This is a genomic window from Pseudomonas sp. 2957 (genome assembly GCF_031456345.1).
GTDB classification, from domain to species: Bacteria; Pseudomonadota; Gammaproteobacteria; order Pseudomonadales; family Pseudomonadaceae; genus Aquipseudomonas; species Aquipseudomonas siliginis.
The window spans coordinates 61,398-81,037 of the sequence record NZ_JAVDUL010000006.1 but is presented as its reverse complement, the minus strand read 5'-3'; the positions used below and the strand labels follow the sequence as shown (position 1 = coordinate 81,037).

The 19,640-nt window shown below is 64.4% G+C and carries 6 protein-coding genes; 4 read left to right on the top strand and 2 right to left on the bottom strand.

Annotated elements, in window-relative coordinates:
- The first annotated feature begins 343 nt into the window (after positions 1–343).
- From J2Y39_RS21435 to J2Y39_RS21420, 4 genes are read left to right on the top strand one after another with little or no spacing between them, the layout of a single operon-like run.
- Positions 344–12,070, top strand: a complete 11,727-nt coding sequence (locus tag J2Y39_RS21435) for a BapA/Bap/LapF family large adhesin (protein WP_310219577.1) — start codon at positions 344–346, stop codon at positions 12,068–12,070.
- Positions 12,071–12,113: 43 nt separating this feature from the next.
- Positions 12,114–13,550 (top strand): TolC family outer membrane protein, encoded by a 1,437-nt coding sequence (locus tag J2Y39_RS21430; protein ID WP_143978997.1) that lies wholly within the window; start codon positions 12,114–12,116, stop codon positions 13,548–13,550.
- A complete protein-coding gene (locus J2Y39_RS21425; protein ID WP_056785069.1) occupies positions 13,547–15,709 on the top strand; it encodes a type I secretion system permease/ATPase in 2,163 nt (720 codons plus the stop codon). The genes J2Y39_RS21430 and J2Y39_RS21425 overlap by 4 nt, the downstream gene beginning before the upstream one ends.
- Positions 15,710–15,714: 5 nt before the next feature.
- Positions 15,715–16,902 (top strand): HlyD family type I secretion periplasmic adaptor subunit, encoded by a 1,188-nt coding sequence (locus J2Y39_RS21420; protein ID WP_370593533.1) that lies wholly within the window; start codon positions 15,715–15,717, stop codon positions 16,900–16,902.
- Here J2Y39_RS21420 and J2Y39_RS21415 read toward each other — a convergent pair whose 3' ends face one another.
- Both J2Y39_RS21415 and J2Y39_RS21410 read right to left on the bottom strand, forming a co-directional pair.
- Positions 16,903–17,499 (bottom strand): trypsin-like peptidase domain-containing protein, encoded by a 597-nt coding sequence (locus J2Y39_RS21415; RefSeq protein ID WP_310219574.1) that lies wholly within the window; start codon positions 17,497–17,499, stop codon positions 16,903–16,905.
- Positions 17,500–17,737: 238 nt separating this feature from the next.
- Positions 17,738–19,627, bottom strand: a complete 1,890-nt coding sequence (locus tag J2Y39_RS21410; RefSeq protein ID WP_056785066.1) for a sigma-54-dependent Fis family transcriptional regulator — start codon at positions 19,625–19,627, stop codon at positions 17,738–17,740.
- Positions 19,628–19,640: the final 13 nt, after the last annotated feature.

The following is a 19,640-nucleotide window of genomic DNA, read 5'->3' as shown; positions in this document are numbered from 1 at the left end:
TTGATTAATACCTTCGCAGACAGGCAGCTGCGGAGGGTGGCCTGCGCTTTGAGAAATTCAATATCGCTTAGCCATCACCCTCGGCGTTTTCGCCCGGACCTTTTCCAGCGTTCCTTTGGACAATGTCGAAAACGACACATTTTGTTGCACCCAAAAACCGCTTGGATCCAACGTCCCGACAAACGGTAACGACCTGAATAGAACGAATTTTCAAAGAGATAAACGTGGGCAAATGGCCCATCCATACGCTCGTCAAAAATCAGGCAGCCCCATCTGACACTCCCTATCTATGGTTTTAAAACCATCCGTGGACGTCCGCCCCACCCATTTACAGGGAGTAGTAATGGACAACATCGTCATTGCCGACAAAGCCAATTCTCAGCTCACTGCCCAGAACTGGGGCAATGTTCAGCTCAATCAGCCTTCAGTTGTACAAATGCCGGTTCGGCCCGATCAATTGGCGTCGACCAGTCGCAGCGGTCAGGATTTGATCGTCAATCTGAAGTCTGGCGAGCAAATCAAAATCTCCAATTTCTTTGTCACCAGCCCTGACGGCGTGCCCAATGACATTGTCTTTCAGGGTGACGACGCGACGCTGTGGCAGGCGCGCTACAGCGCCGAGCCGTTCAATGGCTTTACCTTTGACGAAATCAATTCGCTGGACGAGCTGATCGCTGGCGTCGGTGTGGTGGATGGCGCGACGCCGGCATGGGCGATTGCCGGGCTTGGCCTGTTGGGCGCGGGTGGTGCGGCAGCCGCTGCCGGCGGAAGTGGCGGCGGCGGCGGTGGTGGTGGTGGTGGCGATGGAGACGCGACGCCTCCTGCGCCTGCGACCGGATTAACCTTGTCGGCCGATGGCCGGGTGCTGAGTGGTTTTGGCGAAGCTGGCAGTGTCGTTCAGGTACGCGATGCAGCCGGCAACCTTTTGGGTTCCGGAACCGTTGGCGCCGATGGCAGTTTCCAGGTCGACCTGGGTACGCCACAGAACAATGGCCAGCCGCTCGACGTCACGCTCACCGACCCCGCGGGCAACGTTTCGACGCCGGGTACGGTCACTGCGCCGGATACCACCGCGCCGACCGCACCAGGCAATCTCAGCGTGAGCCCTGATGGCACGCAACTCGGCGGCACCGGTGAAGCCGGCTCGACCATCCAGGTGCGCGCCGCCGATGGCACTCTGCTCGGTAGCGCTGTGGTGGCGGCGGATGGCACTTTCAGCGTCGCCCTCAGCCCCGCGCAAACCGGCGGCCAGTCGCTGACCGTGAATGCCACCGATGCGGCAGGCAATATCTCGACCGGCGCAACGGTCAGCGCGCCGGAGATCGTCGAACCGACGACGCCAGGCAATCTCGATTTGAGCAGCGACGGCAGTCAACTCACCGGCACCGCCCGAGCCGGCACCACGATTGAAGTCCGTGCCGCCAACGGCGAATTGCTCGGGCGTGCGGCGGTGGCTGCTGACGGCACTTTCCTGCTGACGCTGGTTCGTGCGCAGGCCAACGGTGAAACCTTCAGTATCGTGGCGGTCAACAGCGCCGGTGCGCAATCGCCGACCGTGACCTTCAATGCACCAGACATCACCGGCCCCGCTGCTGCAACGGATCTGGCCGTGAGCAGCGATGGCCTTTCGGTGACCGGCCGTGGCGAACCCGGCAGCACGGTCAGCGTCACCAATGCGCAAGGTACGCTGCTCGGCACAGCGCAGGTGGCAGCCGATGGCTCGTTCACCGTGCAACTTAACGCCGCGCAAATCGATGGTGAGGCGCTGAGCGTGCTGGTCACCGACGCCGCCGGCAACCCTTCGCCAGCAGCGACCGTTATCGCCATTGATCTCGATGGCCTGACTCAACCCAGCGACATCGCGGTAAGCGTCGATGGCACGCAGTTGAGCGGACGCGGCCAGCCCGGTTCGACCGTAACGGTGCGCGACGCCAACGGCAATGTGCTCGGCACGGCCGTGGTGGCGGCGGACGGCACGTTCAGCCTGCAACTGAGCAGTCCGCAGAACAACGGCGAAACACTGCAGATCAGTGCCAGCGACGCCGCTGGCAACACTTCCGCACCACTGAACTACGTGACGCCTGACACCCAAGGGCCGACGGCCGTCTCCGATCTCGCGCTCGACGCTCAGGGGCAGACGCTCACCGGTAAGGGTGAGTTGGGTGCGTCGGTCACTGTGCGCGATCCGGCCGGCAACATCATCGGCACGGGCACGGTGGATGCCGATGGCAATTTTACCGTTCCACTTTCCACACCACAGACCGATGCGCAACAACTGCAAGTGATCCAGACCGACGCGGAAGGCAATCCTTCGGCGCCGGTCAACGTCACCGCACCCGATCTGACCACGCCGGTCGCCGTGACCGATGTGAGCATTTCTGCCAATGGCGCCGTAGTCTCCGGCGCGGGTCAGATCGGCGCCACCGTTACTGTCACTGACACCAACGGGACCGTGCTGGGAACAGCTTTGGTCGGCAGCAACGGCCGGTTCGAAGTCTCCCTGTCCTCGCCACAAACCAACGGCCAGAACCTCAGCGTTGTGCAGACCGATGGCTCGCCCACTGGCTCCCCGGCAGTTCCAGTTGAAGCGCCGGATATCCAGGCTCCCACTGCCCCTTCGGATCTGACGCTGAACGCAGGCGGCACTGAACTGAGCGGCACCGGCGAACCCGGCGCCACGGTGACGGTCAAGGATTCGGCCGGCAATACCTTGGGCACCGCGATCGTCGACGGCACCGGCACCTTCACGGTGACGCTGAACAGCCCGCAGATCGATGGCCAACAACTGCAAGTGAGCCAATCGGATGGCGTGAACGTTTCCTCCAGCACGCCGCTGACGGCAGCGGACACCACCGCGCCTCTGGCACCGGACAATCTCGTGCTCGCCAACAACGGCGTGACGTTGACCGGCACCGGGCAAGCCGGCAGCACCGTAACTGTCAGCGCGGCGGACGGCACGGTGCTTGGCACTACGGTGGTCGCCAGCGACGGCAGCTTCAGCCTCAACCTGAGCCCGGCTCAGCTCGACGGTCAGGTGCTGAGTGTGATCCAGACCGATGCGAGCGCCCTGCCCTCGCCCGCCACACCGGTCACCGCACCGGACATCACCGCCCCACCTGCACCGAGCGGTCTGCTCATCGATCCGGCGGGTGCCACGGTCACCGGCACCACGCAGCCCAATAACACGGTGCAGGTGCTGGATGCCGACGGCAACGTCATCGGCACCGCGACCGCTGACGGCACGGGCGCCTTCACGGTCAACCTCGATACGGCGCAGACCAATGGCGAAGCCTTGCAAGTCGTGGTGTCGGACGGCACCAACAGTTCGCTTCCCGGCAGCGTCACTGCGCCGGACAGCACCCCGCCGGCAGCGGTCAGCGATCTGGCGCTCAACCCGGCCGGCACGCAAGTGTCGGGACTTGCCGAACCGGGCACGACGGTCACCGTCAGCATCGCTGGCGGCGCTCTCGTGCTGGGTACCGCAACGGCGGGTGAGGACGGCCGCTTCGTCGTGACCCTCAGTCCACCGGCCGAGCCCGGCGGCAATCTGGAAGTCATCAGCACTGACGGCGGCGGCAATGATTCGCCCGTTGTGCCGCTGGCAGGACTGGACGGTACCCAGGTCGCGACCCCGACCGATCTGGCTTTGAGTGCCGATGGTTTCACCCTGACCGGCGCCGGTACGCCCGGTTGCACCGTGACGGTGACCAGCAGCAGCGGCACGGTGCTCGGCTCCGGGCTGATCAACAGCTTCGGCCGCTTCACCCTGTTGCTCAGTAGCAAACAGATCAATGCGCAAGTCCTCCAGGTGACGGCCACCAGTCCCGACGGTGACGTGTCGATTCCGGGCACGGTGACGGCGATCGATGGCACGGCGCCGGACGCTGTGACCAATCTGGCGCTGAATGCCAACGGCACGACACTCACTGGACGCGGAGAGGCCGGGGCGACGGTCACTGTCACCGACGCCACAGGTACCGTGCTCGGTACTGCACTGGTCGCCAGCAACGGCACGTTCAGCCTGACGCTGACGCCGGCACAACTTAATGGCCAGGCGCTTACCGCGATCCAGAGCGACGCCGCCGGCAATCTGTCGCAACCCGCCGGCATTATCGCTACCGATCTGCAACCGCCAGCTGCGGCGACTGGCGTGAGCATCAATGACGTCGGCACCGTGGTCAAAGGCCAGGGCGAAGCCGGCAGCACCGTGACCGTGCGCGATGCCGCCGGCAATGTTCTGGCCACCGGCGTGGTCGATCAGAGCGGCAATTTCCAGGTCACCTTGCCCAATGCGCAGAACACCGGCGAAACCCTGCAGGTCACCCTGACCGACGCCAACGGCAACACCTCGATTTCCACTGGCGTGGTCACCGTCGACGGCACCCCGCCGGCCGCCGTGCAGAATCCGCTGATCAGCGCCGATGGCAGCACCCTCAGCGGCACGGGTGAAGCTGGCGCAACCGTCAGTGTCACCACCGCCAACGGCACCGTGCTAGGCAGCGCCGTAGTTGGCGCGGACGGCTCGTTCAGCGTGACCCTGGCGCCAGCGCCAACCAATGGTGAAGCGCTGGCGATCAGCCAGACCGACCCTGCCGGCAACGTCTCGCCATCGACCAGTGTCAGCGCCCCCGACATCAGCCCGCCGGCGGCACTGACCCAGGTTGCGGTGAATGCTGACGGTGTCACCGTCACCGGCCACGGCGAGCCCGGCGCCACCGTGTCTGTGCGCAGCGCCGACGGCACCTTGCTCGGCACCGCACAGGTCGGCAGCGGCGGCGCGTTCACTGTCACCCTCAACGCAGCACAACTGAATGCTGAGGTGCTGACCGTTACTCAGGAGGATCCGCCGGGCAATGTGTCGACTGCGGTTGAAGTCACCGCCGTGGATTTGACTGCGCCGGCGATTCCGAGCGCATTGACCCTCAACGCTGCCGGCGTGCAACTGTCGGGTAACGCCGAGGCCGGCAGCACGGTGACCGTGCGTGACAGCCAGGGCAACCTCCTCGGCACCTCCACGGCGGCCGCGAACGGCACGTTCCAGATTACCCTCAACAGCCCGCAGACCAACGGCCAGTCGCTGAACGTGACGGCCACCGATGCGGCAGGCAATCCGTCAGCCCCGGCAATCCTCAATGCGGTCGATAGCACGGCGCCGTTGTTGGCGAGCGATCTGGCGGTCAGCGCCAATGGTGCCACCCTGACCGGCATCGGCGAGGTCGGCGCCAGCGTGGAAGTTCGCGATGCCGGAGGTGTTTTGCTGGGTACTGCGACCGTTGCCAGCAATGGCAATTTCAGCGTCACGTTGTCCCCGGCTGCGGTGGCTGGATCGAATCTTTCCGTGGTGCAGATCGATGCTGCCGGCAACACCGGACCGGCAGCGCCGGTGACTGCACCGGGCAATCTGGCGGAAAGCGCACCGACCAATCTGGCCCTCAGCGCTGACGGCCTGACCCTGACCGGCTCGGCCACCGCCGGCAGCACCGTGAGCATTCGCAATGCCTCGGGCGTGTTGCTCGGCAGCGCGCTGGTGGCGGCCAATGGCACTTTCAGCGTCACCCTCAACGCCGCGCAACTCAACGGCGAACAGCTGTCTGCCGTGGCGACGTCGAGTACCGGTATCAATTCATCCCCGACCGACTACACCGCTGCCGATATCGCCGCGCCAACGCCGCTCAGCGAACTGAGCCTGGCACCGAACGGCACGGCCCTGACCGGGCGCGGTGAAGCCGGCGCCACGGTGACCGTGCTCGGCACCGGCGGAGTGGTTCTCGGCAGCGCCGTGGTGGCGGCCAATGGCACGTTCAGCGTCACCCTCAGCCCGGCACAGACCTCTGGCCAGACTTTGAGCCTGAGCCAGGCCGACGCCGCCGGCAACGAATCCAACAGCGTCAACCTGATCGCCCCGGACCTGCTCGCGCCCAATGCGCCGGCGGCGCTGGTGGCAAGTGCTGACGGCACCCTGCTGTCGGGTACCGGTGAGGCCGGCACCACGGTCAACGTGTACAACGCCGCCGGAGCGCTGGTCGGGACCGGCACCGTGAGCATCGACGGCACGTTTGCGATCACCCTGACCACGCCGCAAGCCAATGGCCAGGCGCTGACCGTGTCGCTGACGGATGCGGCGGGCAACACCTCGGCAGCCACGCCGTTCACTTCGGTCGACAGCACACCGCCAGCGGCCGTTTCGCAACTGAGCATCGGCGGCGACGGCGCAAGCCTGACCGGGCGCGGCGAACCCGGCGCGCAAGTCCGGGTCATCGACAGTGACGGCAACGTGCTTGGCACCGCCGTGGTCAGCGCGACCGGTACCTTCACCCTGCCACTGAACCCGGCGTTGACCAACGCCGAAGTGATCACCGTGGTCCAGGCCGACGCAGCGGGCAACGACTCGCCGGCAGTGAACCTGACCACGCCGGACTTCACCCCGCCTGATCCACTGGACAACGTCGATATCAACTCGTCCGGCGCGCTGGTCATCGGTACTGGCGAACCCGGCGCGACCGTGACCGTGCGCGATGCCAACGGCACTTTGCTCGGCACCAGCGTGGTACTCGGCGACGGCACCTTCAGCGTCACCCTCAATCCGCCGCAGATCAACGAACAGATCCTCAGCGTGCAGCAGGCTGATCCACCCGGTAACGTCAGCGCCCCGGTCACGGTCACCGCCCCGGATCTGACCCCGCCAGCGACGCCGGCCGATCTGCAACTGAATGCCGATGGCGGCCTGCTCACCGGTACCGGCGAAGTCGGCGCCACTGTCCGTGTGACGTCGGCCGATGGCACCGAACTGGGCACCGGCACGGTGGGCAGCGATGGTCGTTTCCAGATCACCGTGACCCCGGTGCAGACCAATGGCCAAGCGCTGTTCGTGGTGTTGGCGGATGCGGCCGGCAATGCCTCGCCTGCCGGCACCCTGACCGCGCCGGACAGCACGCCTCCTGCCGCGCTGACCGATGTCGATATCGACGCCAGCGGCAGCCTGATTACCGGCTCCGGTGCGGCTGGCTCGCAGGTGGTCGTCACCAATGCGCTGGGCACTATCGTCGGCACTGGCACGGTGCAGGCCGACGGCAGTTTCAGCGTGACGCTCGACCAGCCGCTGCTCAATGGTGAAGCCTTGTCGGTGATCCAGCGCGATGCGGCGGGCAACCCTTCGCCGATCGTGCCCGTCACTGCGCCGGACATCACCCTGCCCGCTGCGCCCACCGACCTCGTTCTCACGCCTGATGGCCTGACACTGACCGGCAGCGGTGAAGCCGGCGCCACGGTGCGCGTGCTCAGCGCGACTGGCACGGTACTGGGCTCGGCAACCGTGGCCGGCAATGGCTCGTTCAGCGTGACCCTCAATCCGCCGCAAGTGAACGGCGAGCTGTTGAGCGTCAATCAGACCGATCTGGCATCCAACACATCGCCGACAGCGCCCGTGCAAGCGGGCGATATCACCGATCCCCTGGAGGTGGCCGACCTCAATGTCAGCCAGGACGGCTTGACCGTCACCGGTACTGGCGAGCCCGGAGCGACCGTCACCGTGCGAGACGGCGCGGTGGTGCTCGGCACGGCGACGGTGGCCGCAGATGGCAGCTTCAGCGTCACCTTGTCTTCGGCGCAACTCGATGGCCGCGCGCTCTCGGTAGTGCAAGCCGACGCGCAAAACAACCAGTCCGAGCCCGTACTGGTCGACGCGCCGGACAGCACTGCACCGATCGCACCAACGGTGACATCGCTGACCGGCGCCGGCACCTTGCTCGCCGGAACCGCCGAAGCCGGCAGCACCGTGACTGTGCTGTCCGCCACCGGCACCGTGCTCGGCACAGCGGTGGCATTGGGCGACGGCACCTACACCGTTACGCTGAATCCGGCCCAGGCCAACGGTCAGTTGTTGTCGGTGATCGCGACGGATGAGGCGCAAAACGCATCGCCAGTGCTGCTCTACCCGGCGGCTGATACTACCGCTCCAGATGCCGTCACCGGTCTGACCATCAGCGGCGATCTGAGCCAGCTCTCCGGTCGTGGCGAAGCCGGTGCCAGTGTCGAGGTGACCGATGCGCTGGGCAACATTGTCGGCACCGGCACAGTCGCGGCCAACGGCACATTCCTGATCGATCTGGACCCCGGCATCACCACCGGCCAAGTGCTGACAGTGAATCAAACAGACGTCGCGACTAACGTGTCCGCAGACGCCGACCTGACTGTTCCGGCGGTTCCGGCACCGGACGCTCCAGCCAATCTGGCGCTTACGGCCGATGGTCTGACGCTGACCGGCACGGCGGCGCTCGGCACCACCATTAATGTTTATGGGCCTGACAACAGTCTGATCGGCACCGGCGTCACCGGCGCGGATGGCACGTTCAGCGTGGTGCTGACGCCTGCGCAAACCAACGGCCAAAGCCTCGAAGTCACCGCCAACACTGCGTTGGGTGGCGCCTCGCTGCCGACTGAAATCACCGCAGGTGACACCTCGGCGCCGGCGCCACTCAGCGATCTGGCGGTCAACGCCAACGGCACTTTGGTTACCGGTCGCGGCGAAGTCGGCGCGTCGGTGACCATCACCGGCGCTGGCGGCGTGGTGCTGGGCAATGCGACGGTTGGCGCCAATGGCACTTTCAGCGCACAGCTCAATACGCAGCAGGTCAACGGTCAGGTGCTCAATGCGACACAGACCGATGCGGCCAACAACACCTCATCCGGTCTTAACGTAACTGCGCCCGATATCACTCCCCCGGCCGCTCCGACAGCACTGGTCCTCAGCGGTGCCGGTCTGGTGCTCGGCGGGCTCGGTGAAGCCGGCGCGACCGTCACTGTTCGCGGTGCGGGAGGCGCGGTGCTGGGCACGGCGACGGTGGCGGGCAATGGCTCGTTCTCGGTGACCTTGTCATCGGCGCAACTCAACGGCCAGCAACTGAGCGTCACGCAGAGTGATGCGGCGGGCAACGTTTCGCCGGTTACCAACCTCAGCGTCGCCGATACCACAGCGCCGGCGCCGCTGAGCAATGTCAGCCTGAACGGCACCGGCCTGGCGGTCAGCGGCACGGGTGAAGCCGGCGCCACAGTCAGCGTGACCAACGCGGCGGGCACCGTGCTCGGCACCGCCGTGGTCAATGCTGGCGGCACCTTCACCGTGCAACTGTCCAGCGCGCAACTGAACGGCCAACAGCTCAACGTCCAACAGGCCGACCCGACGGGCAATCTGTCGCCGGTTTTCAACCTGACGGCCCCTGACGTACAGGCGCCGATCGCGGCCAGCGGTCTGACGCTCGCTGCCAACGGTCTGACCCTGAGCGGTACGGGCGAAGCCGGTGCGACGGTCAACGTCTACGGCCCCGGCGGCGCGCTGATCGGCACCACCACCGTGGGCAGTGGCGGTACGTTCAGCTTCAACCTGAACACCGCGCAACTCGACGGGCAGCTGTTGACCGTGCGTCTGGTCGACCCGGCCGGCAATCTGTCGCCCAATGCCAGCCTGACGGCGCCGGACATTACCGCCCCTGGCGCGCCGACTGGCGTCAGCGTCAATGGCAGCGGCACCGTGCTCACCGGCGTCGGCGTGCCCGGTTCGACCATCAGCGTGCTCGGCGTCGGTGGTGCGGTGCTCGGCACCGCGACCGTCGCCGCTAACGGCAGTTTCTCCGTGGCACTAGCCTCAGCGCAGATCAACAGCCAGGTACTCAGCGTCACCCAGGCCGATCCGAGTGGCAACGTATCGGCAGCGGCGACCGCGACGGCGCCAGACCTGACACCGCCCGCTGCGGCAACGGCGCTGCTGGTCGGTGCCGATGGCCTGACCGTCACCGGTACCGGTGAAGCCGGTGCAACCGTGACCATCAAGTCGGCCAGCGGCAGCGTTCTGGGCACTGGCACGGTCGACAACCTCGGCGTGTTTAACGTCACCCTGAGCAGTGCGCAGATCAACGGTGAAAACCTCACCGTCAATCTCAGCGACGCACGCGGCAACGTTTCGGTGGCCGCCAACGTCATTGCGCCGGACGTCGACGTCAACGCGCCAGTGGTCGCCAGCGATAACCTCGCCGTCGGCACCGTCACCCTGGCACCGGTCACCGCGTCGCAGACCTTTAACGACTCGTTCACCACACTGCTGGCCGGGTTCTCGAAAACCTTCACCTTCACCGTGGCCGGCGGCACGCGTCTTGATCCGACCCTGACGCTGACCACCAGCAGTCTGATTTCGCTGATCGATGGCGTGGTCTACACCCTGCAAGTGAAAGATGCCAGCGGCAACTGGGTCACTCTGGATGTCAACGGCAGCGGCGGTCTGCTTGACCTGATCGCGCTCGCCGGCCAGGGTGTACGGGTCGACATCGGTAATTTGCTGTCAGGCGATTATCGACTGACGGTTTCGAGCACCGGTATCGGCGTGCTGACCACGGTCAATACCCAGCTGCAACTGGATGTCAGCAGCCTGACCCAGTTCAACGGCATTGCCGGGCCAGCGGTGACCGGCAACGTCATCACCAACGTCGGCGTCGATGGCACGGCCGATCAGACCGGCCCGGACAACGGCGCGCAATTGCAGATCTTCAAGAACGGCGCCTGGGTCAGCGCTGGGGCCGGCACCACGGTGCAAGGGTTGTACGGCACGCTGACCATCGACGCTAACGGCAACTACAGCTACAAACCGAACGGCAGTGTCGGCAGCGTCGGCAAAGTCGACGTGTTCAACTACCAACTGGTGCACCCGAACGGTTTGAGCGACACCGCCAATCTGTACGTGCGCATCGACAGCCCGCAAGCCAGCGAAGTGTGGAACGATGCCAACCTTGGCAGCCCGGCGCTGGTGGTGGATGCCACGCCAGACGTCGCCTCGACTGACGTCACCCTGATCAACCGCGAAGTCACCACCAACTCTGCCCTCGGCACCTTCAATGTGCTGCTGGGCGGCGGCAGCGGTAACTACAACACCGTGGTCGCGGCCGATACCGTCAGTGACCTGACCGTGGTGGTCAATTCGAGCAACCTGCTGGCGCTGCTCGGTTCGATGACGGTGGGCCTGTACAAGCTCAACACCGCCACCAATCAGTACGTGCTGGTCAAGAGCTACGGCGGCAACGCCCTGGTCAATCTCGGCGGCGGCAACTACGGGATCAAGTTCGACGACCAGACCGCCGGCAGTTATCAGGTGCGGGTGGCAGTGGGCGGCCTCGGCCTGCTGACCAGCGTCAACACCAGCCTGATCAACGTCGCGACCTACAACAATCAGTTCGTGGTCGGCAGCTACACACCGGTATCGGGCAACCTGCTCACCGACACCGCTGGCGGCGGCGCCGATGTGTTGGGCTCGGTCTACACCTTGCTCAGCGTGCTGGTCGCCGGCAGTTACGTCGCGCCGGGTTACAACGGCGTCTCGCTGGTCGGCAATTACGGCACCCTGGTGGTCCAGGCCAACGGCAACTACACCTACACGCTCAAGGCCGGCCTGACCGATGCAGTGATCGGTCAGGAAGACACTTTTACCTATCAGCTCACCCATCCCAACGGCACGGTCGATACCGCGACGCTGACCATCGACCTGAACAATGCCGGCGCATTCGCCAGCACCGCGTTCTCGGCACTGGCCAGCGATGACCTCGGTCTGGCCCATGTCGCTGGTAGCGAACTGATCCAGGGCACCGAAGGCAACGACACCCTCGACGGCTCGCACGGTGGCGCCGTCACGCTGCAAGGTGGCGGTGGCGACGACACGCTGATCATCGCCTATCAGCAGTTCACCTCGGTGGACGGCGGCAGCGGCACCGACACCCTGCTCTGGGCCGGTGGCGATGTGTCGATCAACCTCGGCGATCTGCAGAGCAAGATCCACAACGTCGAAATCCTCGACCTCAACCATTCCAGTGCGGTTGCGCTGACATTGAATCTCGGCGATCTGCTGGCGATTACCTCTTCGGACAACAACACCCTGCTGATCAAGGGTGACGACAGGGACAGCGTGCACATGACCGATGGCTGGGTCGCCGATGGCACGCAACAGGCCGACGGCATCGACTATGTTCAATACACGGCACAGGAGGATCCGAGCCACCACTTGTGGGTGCAGAACGGCATTCAAGTGGTTTGAAACAAGACATCAAACGTCGGTCTCTCAACAGTAAGGGAAGTCTGTGGAGTCAGTTTTTCGCCAGAAATGGCCGGTGGTCCTGTTGACCATCGGCCTCTACCCCGCTTTCACCGTCGGCGTTCGCGCCGACGACAACCTCGACAGTAGCTTGCGCAGCATCAGCCCGTCGCAACTGCAACAACCGGCAGGCAATGACAATCGTCAGCGCCCTGCCCCTGCTTCAAAAACGGCCGCCAACGCGGATACTTTGGGGCTGGAACAAGCGGTCAGGCTCGCCGTGGACTGGCACCCACGCATCGGCGAGGCCATCGGCACCCTGTTCCAGCAAGGCGAAGGGGTCAACGTCGCCGAGTCCGGTTATTACCCGCAGGTCACCGGCGGCATCAAGGGTGGTTACACCAGCGGTTACGGCAGCGATGCCGGCAGCCAGTCGGTGAACATTTCCCTCAAGCAGATGCTGTATGACTTCGGCAAGGTTTCCAGTTCGGTCGACGCCGCCCGCGCCCGGGTGGCGCGCAGTCAGGCCGGGATTCTGCTGGCGATCGACGACATCGCCCGCGACACCGCCAGGGCCTACATCGAAGTGCAGCGTTATCAGCGTCTGCTCGAGGTTGCCCGTGAACAGATTCAGGGCATCGGCGGCATCGTCGACCTGGCCAAACAGCGCAGCGACATGGGCGCCAGCACCCGCTCCGATATGGTCCAGGCGCAATCCCGCGCAGAAGGCGCGACGGCGACGTTGCAGGAATTCAAGGCGCAGTACGCACGCTGGCAAGCGACCCTGACCAGTCTGCTCGGACGACGCACGCCGCCAGCAGTCAGCGACGCCGCCGCGCCGACATTGACTCAGGCCTGTGACGCGTCGCAGATTTCCGACACCCTGCCCGCCGTTCTCCAGGCGGCTGCGCAACGCACCCAGGCCCAGGCCGAGCTGGCCCAGGCCAAAGCCGAGGCCTACCCGACCCTGTCGCTGCAACCGTCGGTCAACCAATATCTGGATGACCACTACGACGATCAGAACTCGCGCGCCGATCGCACTCAGGTCGGGATCTTTCTCAATCTCGAAGTGCCGATCTATCAGGGCGGTGCGATCAGTGCGCGCAGCCGCGCCGCCGGGCATGCGCTGACCGCAGCGGACTCGGCCGAAGACTTCGCCCGTCTGCAAGCGCGCCAGGGTCTGGCCGAAGCCCAGGCGCAAACCTCGGGCCTGAACCGGCGGCTGCGCTCGCTGGAATTTCGCCAGACCAGCATCACCGAGGCACGCATGTTGTATGGCCGCCAGTACCTGGAACTGGGCACGCGACCGCTGCTCGACCTGCTCAACGCCGAGCAGGAAATCCATCAGTCGCGCTTCGATCTGGTCAACACCCAGGCTGATCTGCAACGTCTGCAGATCGACTGCTTCTACAACAGCGGTGCGATTCGCCGGGTCTTCGGCATCGACCACAGCGCCATCCAGAATGTCGAGATCCTGCCATGACCGATGCCAGCATCACTGTTCCCGAACCCGCTGCTGCCGAAGCTCGCGAAGATTATTCGCCATGGCTGGAAGCGGTGCTCAAGGTCGCCCGCCACTATCGCCTCGACGTCTCGCCGGAAAGCGTGCGCCTGGCTTCGGTGCACAGCGAAGGCCGCGTCGAAGAAGTGGTTCGGCACATGGCGCGGCAGGCCGGTTTAAGCGTGAAATTCGCGGCATTCGACAACAAGAGCCTGAGTCGCTGGCGCACGCCGCTGGTGGTGCAACTGCGTGACGGTCAGGTCGGCGTGCTCGAAAGCATCGGCGAGACCGGCGAGCTGGGCATCTGCTTCAGTGGCGACCAGGGTTTGCAGAGTCGCATGGACGCCACCGCGCTCGCCGAGCAAGCCCTGCGCACGGTGATTCTGCGTCCGACGCAACCGGTGGCGGACGTGCGCACCAACGATTACATCAAGCCCTACGACGAGCACTGGTTCCGGCGCATCGTCCTCACCGATCTGCGGCCCTACAGCCAAGTGATGATCGCCTCACTGGTCGCCAACCTGCTGGGCATGGCCGGGGTGCTGTTTTCCATGCAGGTGTACGACCGGGTGATTCCGGCCGAGTCGCTGCCGACCCTGTACGTGTTGTTCGGTGGGGTGATGCTGGCGCTGCTGTTCGATTTCGTCATGCGCATTCTGCGTCTGCGCATCACCGATGTGCTGGGCAAACGCGCCGACTTGCGCGTCTCCGATCTGGTCTTTGGCCATGCCCTGCGCCTGCGCAATTCCGCGCGGCCGAAATCCACCGGCTCGTTCATTTCGCAGTTGCGCGAGCTGGAGCAGATCCGCGACCTGATCACCTCCAGCACTGCCACGGCACTGGCGGACATGCCGTTTTTTCTGCTGTTCCTGCTGGTGTTCTATTTGATCGGTGGGCCGCTGGTGTTGATTCCACTGGTGGCGTTGGTGTTCATGTTGCTGCCCGGGATCATCGCGCAACCGCGTCTGGCGCGACTCGCCAATGCGTCGATGCGTGAAGCGGCGCTGCGCAACGCCATGCTGGTGGAAAGTATTCAGGGCCTCGACGACATCAAGGCATTGCAGGCCGAGCAGCGTTTCCAGCAACAGTGGAACCAGTACAACGCCGCCTCGGCGGACAGCAGCCTGCGCCTGCGCACCTTGACCAACAGCCTGGTGGCGTGGACGCAGAATGTGCAAGGCGGAGTGTTCGCGGTGGTGATCGTGTTCGGCGCGCCAATGGTGATTGCCGGCGACCTGACCACCGGCAGTCTGGTCGCGGCGTCGATTCTGTCGTCGCGGATGATGGGGCCGATGGCGCAACTGACCCACGTGCTCACCCGATGGCAGCAGGCCAAGGTCGCGCTCGAAGGCTTGAACCGGATCATGCAGATGCCGGTGGATCATCCCGAAGGCAGCCAGCGCGTGCACTTGCCGGCGATTCGCGGCGACTACCGCCTGCGTCAGGCCAGCTTCCGCTACAGCGAAGAATCGTCCCCGGCGCTCAACAACATCGACCTGAGCATCCGCCCCGGCGAGCGCATCGCCCTGCTCGGCCGCAACGGTGCTGGCAAGTCGACGTTGCTGCAAGCACTGGGCGGCGCGATGGATCTGAGCAGCGGTGAAACCACCCTGGACGGCATCGCCCTGGCACATCTGGATCCGGCCGATCTGCGCCGCGATGTCGGCCTGCTGTCGCAACAGGCGCGACTGTTTCACGGCACCTTGCGCGACAACATCACCCTCGGCGCCGGTCAGGCCAGCGATCAGGAAATCATCGCCGCGTTGACTGTCACCGGTGCGCTGGACTTCGTTCGGCAGCTGCCCAAAGGCATGGATCATCTGGTGCTTGAAGGTGGCTTGGGCCTGTCGGGCGGTCAGCGTCAAAGCCTGTTGCTGTCGCGCTTATTGATCCGCCAGCCACAAGTGCTGCTGCTCGACGAACCGACCGCCGCGCTCGATGACGTCACCGAGCGGCTGCTGCTGGAAAAACTCGCGACCTGGACCCAGGGCCGAACGCTGGTGGTTGCCACGCATCGGGTCAGTGTGTTGCAACTGGTCGAGCGGATCATCGTTCTCGACAACGGCCGCATCGTCATTGACGACCATCGCGACGCGGCATTGGCGCGGCTGCGCGCACCGGGTAAAGGAGTGGCGGTATGAAGCCGATGATGACCGACGTGCCAGATCCGATGTCCTACCTCGATGGCCGCGATGAGCGCGCACTTGCCGGTGGCGCAAAGGTGATCTGGGGTTGCGCGCTGATGCTCGCCTGCTTCATTGCCTGGGCGGCTTGGTTCGAGATCGTCGAAGTCTCGACCGGCACCGGCAAAGTGGTGCCGAGCTCGCGCGAGCAAGTCATTCAGTCGATGGAGGGCGGCATTCTCGAGCAGCTCAATGTCAGCGAAGGCGCTTTGGTCGAGCGCGGGCAGATCCTCGCGCAACTGGACCCAGTGAAGAACCAGTCCAACGTCGGCGAAAGCGCGGCCAAGTACCGCGCGGCGCTGGCCAGCGTCAACCGCTTGCAGGCCGAAGTCAGCGAAAAGCCCCTGACCTTCGACGCATCGCTGCAAGAGTTTCCTGATCTGATCCGCGCCGAAACCGAGCTCTACCAGACCCGGCGCAAAGGTCTGGCGGAAACCCTCGACGGTATTCAGAGCTCGCTGAAACTGGTGCGCAGCGAACTGGCGATCACTGAAAACCTGGCGAAGATCGGCGCCTCGAGTCGGGTTGAAGTGCTGCGCCTGACCCGTCAGCGTTCGGAGCTGGAATTGAAGGCCACCGAAGCCCGCTCCGATTACATGGTCCGCGCCCGCGAAGACCTGGCCAAGGCCAACGCCGAAGCGCAAATGCTCGAAGCGGTGATCCGTGGGCGCACCGATTCACTGTCGCGCCTGACCCTGCGCTCGCCGGTGCGCGGCATCGTCAAGGACATCGAGGTCAGCACGATTGGCGGCGTCATTGCGCCCAACGGCCAGGTCATGCAGATCGTACCGCTCGATGAACAACTGCTGATCGAGACGCGCATCTCGCCGCGCGACATCGCCTTCATTCACCCAGGCCAGGCGGCGAAAGTGAAAATCACCGCCTATGACTATTCGATCTACGGCAGCCTCGACGGTGAAGTAGTGACGATCTCGCCGGACACCATCCAGGACGAAGCCAAGCCGGAAATCTTCTACTACCGCGTGTTCATCCGTACCGCGTCGGATGAACTGCGCAACAAGGCCGGCAAACGCTTCGCCATCGTGCCCGGGATGATCGCCACGGTGGACATTCGTACCGGCGAGAAAACCGTGCTCGACTACCTGATCAAACCACTCAACCGCGCCCGCGAAGCGTTGCGCGAACGCTGATCAGCGGCTGGCCAGTTTGGTCGCTGGTGGCGCTATGGGGGTGATGCTGGCCTGATAGCGCGACCACTCGCGATTGATCTCCGCGTACGGCAAAAAGATGCTTACGCGCGGTTGATCGAGCAAGTCCTTGCGCTTGAGGCGGCTGACATCATCGCGGGTGAGAAACGCCACGTTGATGCCAACCACTTTGCCATCGGCGGAAAACACCGGCCCGCCGGACATGCCTTTGGCCAGTGCGCCATTGTGGGTGCCGTAAAGCACATTGCCCTCTTTGACGTCGAGGCGAACCATGGCCGGCAACGCCTGGCCGGTGCCCTTGACCGACATGTACAGCGAATTGAAGCCCACTGAAGTCAGCTCCTCGCCCGGCTTGTAGCCGCGCCACGCCGGCACGCTATTGGCCTTGTGGCGGAAGAACTGTACGTCTGCCTGCCCTTGGAAAACCGTGCCCGACAAGTAAGGAATGTGCTTCACCGTCACGGCGAAGTCTTCATTCCATTGCACAGCCGAACCCATCAGCACGTAAGGCAAAGGCGCGCCGGAGTGGACGACAAAGGCTTGGTCTAAAACAGGATCCTGAACATAAGCGACTGGCATTCCATTGCACCCGCTGAGCAGCAACGACGCTGCAACAAGTGACTTGAGGGGGCGCATTTTCGGTACATCTTGAAGTGAGGAAAGGTGCTGCAATATGTCATTGCGCCATCACTTTTAGCAATAGGCTCAGCCTACCGCTTGTCGGCGTGCGATATAATGAGTCAATGATTGGATCCAAGCAATTTCCCGGCAATGCACGCAATCAACAGCGAATGAACGCAAATGATCGCGATTGTCTTCAACCAGGTCGAGTGATCCCATGCTGACGAAGCTTGCGGTACAGGGTATTGCGGCTAATCCCCAGACGACGGGCAACTCGCGCGATATGCCAGTGTTCAGCTTCAATCAAGCTCAGCAGAGTTTGCCGTTCGGATACGCCCAGTGGATCGTCAACAGGTTGGTCGTCACTTGCGGGCAGTAACTCATGCACGTCCTCCAGCGTGACCCGGCCTTCCACTGCCAACGCCACCAACGTACGCAAACAGGTGCGCAGTTGCCGGACGTTGCCCGGCCAGGGCTGCGCCAGCAAGCGCTCTCGAACTCCCGATTGCAGCCGCACAGTGGCGCCCGCCGCTTCTTCGCGCAGCAGGAGGTCGAGCAGACGGCCCTTGTCGGAACGCTCGCGCAGCGGCGGCAGTTCCACGGCGAAACCGCCAATGCGATAGAACAGGTCCTCGCGCAGGCGTCCGTCGGCCACGCAGGCTGGCAGATTCTGGTGACTGGCGCTGATCAGGCGTACATCAAGCGGTCGCGGCGTTGCGCTGCCCAGCGGCACAACCTGGCGCTCTTCGAGCACGCGCAGCAGACGGGTCTGCAGCGCGAGGGGCATGTCGCCGATTTCGTCGAGAAACAGAATGCCGCCATGGGCCTGCTCAAGCTTGCCGACCATGCCGTCCTTGCGCGCGCCGGTGAAGCTGCCGCCGCGATAGCCGAACAGCTCGCTTTCAATCAGCGTCTCGGGGATCGCCGCGCAGTTGATCGCAACAAACGGCTGGCCGGCGCGCGAGCTGGCGCGATGCAGCGCTGCCGCAAAGGCCTCCTTGCCGGTGCCGGTTTCACCCTGCAGAAACACCGGCACGTCACGCTCCAGTACACGCAACGCGCGAGCGAATCCGCGTTGCAGGCGCGGGTCTTCCAGGCACACGCGCTCATCCTTGATTGGCGGGACAGGCGCAAGGGTCAACGGCGCGGAGCGGATCGGTTCGCGCAACTGGCCGTAGAACAAGCGCCCGTCGGCCAGGCGCATCGGCCAGCAGACGTGCGCCTGAGCACTGGCCTGCTCGAGCAACTGCTCCATCGGCGTTTCCAGCAGCATCGTCAACGACTGCCCGACCATCTGCTCGCGGCTCAGGCCCAACAAATCGAGCGCCGCCGCATTCACCGAACAGATCCGCGCACTCTCGTCGAAGCTGAGCAGGCCTTCACCCAGCAGCCCGACAAACCCGGCGTCGGGATGAAACCGCAGCAAATAGCGCTGCGGATCGTGGCCAAGGAAAAAACAGCTCTCGATCAACCTGGCCGACAGATTGGTCAGGGCCATGGCCTTGAAGCGTTGCTCAAGGCTGCTTTCCTCGCGCACGGAGGACAGGTTGAGCACCGCGAGCAACTCACCGCTGGCGTCGAATATCGGGCTGGCCGAACAGGTCAGGCCGACGTGCTGGCCACGGAAATGCTCGTCGCGGCGAATGGTCACGTGCTGGCGCTCGACCAGGCAGGTGCCGACGCCGTTGGTGCCCTCGTGCTCCTCGCTCCAGACCGAGCCGAGCCACAGCCCGGAGCGCTGGAACTCGCCGCGTTCGGCTTCGTTGAACACGCTGTCGATCGCCACGCCGCGCGCATCGGTGAGCAGCACGACATGGCCGTCACGTCCCAGTTGCTGGTGCAGGCTGTTCATCTGCCAGTGCGCAACGGAAATGATGTGTTCCAGCGGCGCACGGTGTTCGCGCAAACGCGCCTGTTCGAGCACATCCGGCGCGCGGCGGCTGGCCGGATCGAGCTGGTATTGATCCAGGCAACGCCGCCACGAACGGGTGATCGCCAGGTCCGCCGCCGCGCTGTGGCTGGCAACAGAGCCCTGCACGGCTTGCAGTACCTGGCGCGCGTGGGCGTTGATCGAGGCCGGTTTCATTGTTGTTGTTCTC